Below are 3,460 nucleotides of genomic sequence, written 5' to 3' on the forward strand. Positions count from 1 at the left end.
ACCAGCGGCCCGGGTGCGATCACCTACCGCGATAGCCAGAATTACCAGAATCCCTACTACGCGCGGACAATGGAGATCACCAAGCAACAGTTCGATCGCATCGTTGAGTACGGTAAAGATCCTGCCAAACATGGGTTCAGCATGGAGTACGGCGGCCTGTCCAACAGCTGCATCGACTTTACCTGGGGTGCACTCAATCACGCGGGCCTGCACCGTCAAACAAGATCGGGGCAGGATCAAGGTTTCGAGGGGGCGGTCAAACCACTCAACAACAAGCGTGAAATCGAGAGCATTCCGGATCCCGTTCCGGGCAGCAAGCTCAACACCGAAATCAACAATGACCTTCCAAAGCGGTCGCTGCTGCAGCGCCTGATCTCCGAGAATGATTTCTACGAAGGCATCAGGGGCGACCCCATGCTGTCGCAGATCCGGGAGAAGGTGGCAGAACTGGACGCCGCCAATGGCCGAACCTTCGACCCCACCAGTGAGCGGGTCAGCGCAAGCCTGTATGTGCTCGCCAAGGAAAATGGGCTATCGCGCGTGGACCACGTAATGCTCAGTGAGCGCACCCCGAACGCGACGGCAGCTGAAAACATCTTCGTCGTGCAGGGCGAGCGCAACGACCCAGCGCATCTGCGCGCTTCCATGCCCACCGCGCAGGCCGCCCAGACCCCGGTTGAAGCTTCGCTGGAACGTGGCGAGCAGTTGGTCAACGCCAACCAGCAGACCCAGCAGCTGGCGGCGCAGGCCGAACAGACGCAATCGCAGGAGCGTGAGGCTGCCGTGCGGCGAATGGGGTGATGCTTACCCGTTCCATCCGCTTCCGCACATACCGCGCCCGACCTCCGCCATGCACCACGCTCAGCGCGTTCACCTGCCCACGCGCATTCAGATAGAACTCCACCTGCAGCCTATCGATATTCGGTGAAACGTACCGGTTCGGGCCACGCCCACCCGCACTTCGTCATTGGCGACCGAGTGCTTCACGAGATCCTTAGAAACCCCGTCGTACGCTTGCTGCAGGCCTCACACCGTGAGGCGGCCGGTGCGCTCGCGCTGGACGGGGAACAGGTTGTAAGGAAGGCAACTTCACGCATGGCCAGCCGTCATGCGTAGTCAGCCGTCCTCCATTCTGGAGCCTGTCATGAATGATGTTCTTGCCAAACACAAGCGCGTGAACCTGTATGTTGAAGACACCGGCGGCGATGGTCGCCCGGTGGTGCTGGTGCACGATTGGCCACTTACCCTGGACCAGTGGAAGCTGCAGGTGCCCTCACTGCGCAGCGCCGGCTACCGCGTCATTTCCTATGACCGGCGAGGTTTCGGGCGATCGGATAAGCCGAGCGAGGGCTACAGCTACGATGAAACAGCCGCTGACCTGGCCGCGTTGATCGTGGACATGCAGCTCACCAACGTCAGCCTCGTTGGCTTCGGCATGGGAGCGGCCGAAGCAGCGCGGGCCGAGGTGCTATTAGGCGGGGAAGGCATCAGACGCCTGATGCTGGTTTCGACCGTGACGCCATTCATGCTCAGATCCGATACGAACCCGAACGGGTGGCTGCAATCTTCGGAATACGTGCGCATGTTGCAGGCGCTCGGCGACGATCGCAGCGCGTTCTTTACTTCATTGATGGAGGACCATCACAGCGTCAACGGCGAATTGAAGATCACCTTGGACCAGCTTGAAGAGCTCGTCCGAATGTGCGAGACGTCCGACCAAACTGCCGCCATGAGATGCCTGGAATCGGTCTGTACGACCGACCACCGGTCCGAACTTGCCGTAGTCGGAGCATCTGCAACGATCCTGCACGGCACGGCAGATGAATTCGCGCCAGTTCAGAACGCAGCGCTTGGAACGCGGTGGGCCATGAATAGCGGCTTGGTTGCCCTTATCACAGGTGCGCCGCATGGCCTGAACATCAGCAATGCAGATGAGTTCAATGAAGCATTGTTGCGGCTTCTTCCGGAGTAGCGGAGCCAACGGTCAAGGCAAGGTCATAAACGCGTGCACTTTGTGCACAATGTGTAAGTTCAAAGCAAAGATATGCTCACGTCATGTCCGCATCAGCCGATTAGCATGGGCCATCCATTGGCGAATCTGGAGCTATCCATGACTGCAACACGCGTACGTCTACACGTTGAAGACACCGGCGGCACCGGTCGCCCGGTTGTGCTGATTCACGGCTGGCCGCTGTCGGCCGAATCATGGCGTGCCCAGGTGCCGGTGCTGAAGGCCGCGGGCTACCGCGTGGTGGCCTATGACCGCCGTGGCTTCGGCCGTTCGGAAAAGCCGGCCGATGGCTATGAGTACGACACGCTGGCCGACGACCTTGCCGGGGTGCTGGAACAGCTGGACCTGCAGGACGCGACGCTGGTGGGCTTCTCGATGGGCGGCGGCGAAGTGGCGCGCTACATCGCCCGTCATGGCGAGCAGCGCCTTCGCAGCGTGGTATTCGCTGCGGCGGTGCCGCCGTACATGCTCAAGACCGCCGACAACCCGGACGGCCCGCTGACCGAGGAAAAAGCCGAGCAGATGCGGATGGGGCTGGAGAACCACCGTGACGAGTTCTTCGACGGGTTCACCAAGGATTTCTTCAGCGCCAAGGGCGAGTTGAAGGTCACTGAAAAACAGCGCCAGGAAGCGATCGAGCTGTGCAAGCAGTCTGATCAGACTGCGGCGCTGGGCTGCATGAAGGCGTTTGGCACCACCGATTTCCGCGAGGACCTGAAGAAGGTTACGGTGCCGACGCTGGTGCTGCATGGTGACAGCGACGGCACAGTGCCGTATGAAGGCTCAGGCCGGCGTACGCATGAGGCGATTCCCGGCAGCGAGGTGGTGCTGCTGAAGGATGCGCCGCATGGGTGTAATGCCTGCCATGCCGAGCAGTTCAATGCGGCGTTGGTTGCGTTTCTGGCGCGGTGAGGCCGGCCGGGTTGCAAAGGTGATTGGATGCGAAAGACAGTAACGCCGCCTTGGGATAAGCCCAATCCCAAGGGGAAGAAGGGGCAGCCGCTGTCGCCGTCGCAAAAGGCGGCGGCGCGGCAGCGGGCCGAAGAAAATGGGCGGGCTTACCCGAATCTGGTCGATAACATGTGGGCGAAGAAGCTGCCGCGAGAGGACTGACGCCTCGGAGCGGTGGCAGGGTTTGGGTTTCACCCAACCTTTAGCAATCGGGCTTTACGCTTGCAGCAGGCCTCACACGGTGAGGCGACCGGAGTGTTTACGCCGGACGGGGAACGGGTTGTAAAAGGCAGCTCAAGGCGCGGTCTCTGCCAGGGGACCGCGTGGTCGGGCGCCTTTGATTCCGGAGCCAGTCATGCAGCAGCACTCCATCACGCTCGACGACATAACCCTCAACGTCCAAGACACCGGCGGCGGCGGGGGCCTGCACCTTCGCCTGCTCGTCCGCGGGCAGGCGCGCCTGCGCCAGCAGCTCGCGCACGTGGCTGGCCTCGTCCT

General features: G+C 61.4%; 4 protein-coding genes. All 4 read left to right on the forward strand.

Going from position 1 to position 3,460, the window contains the following annotated elements:
• The coding region (locus tag KVS69_RS17980; RefSeq protein ID WP_254622268.1) for an XVIPCD domain-containing protein at nt 1-801 on the forward strand (801 nt) is incomplete at its 5' end.
• A 343-nt stretch (nt 802-1,144) separates the two neighbouring features.
• On the forward strand, nt 1,145-1,972 hold the full coding sequence (locus KVS69_RS17985; RefSeq protein WP_217539371.1) for an alpha/beta hydrolase: 828 nt from the start codon (nt 1,145-1,147) through the stop codon (nt 1,970-1,972).
• 138 nt (nt 1,973-2,110) lie between these two features.
• A complete protein-coding gene (locus tag KVS69_RS17990; protein ID WP_217539372.1) occupies nt 2,111-2,923 on the forward strand; it encodes an alpha/beta hydrolase in 813 nt (270 codons plus the stop codon).
• A gap of 27 nt (nt 2,924-2,950) precedes the next feature.
• Entirely contained in the window at nt 2,951-3,124 is a 174-nt protein-coding gene (locus KVS69_RS17995) for a hypothetical protein (RefSeq protein WP_217539373.1), read from the forward strand.
• Nucleotides 3,125-3,460 lie beyond the last annotated feature (336 nt).

This window comes from Stenotrophomonas sp. GbtcB23, assembly GCF_019091045.1.
Lineage (GTDB): Bacteria > Pseudomonadota > Gammaproteobacteria > Xanthomonadales > Xanthomonadaceae > Stenotrophomonas > Stenotrophomonas rhizophila_A.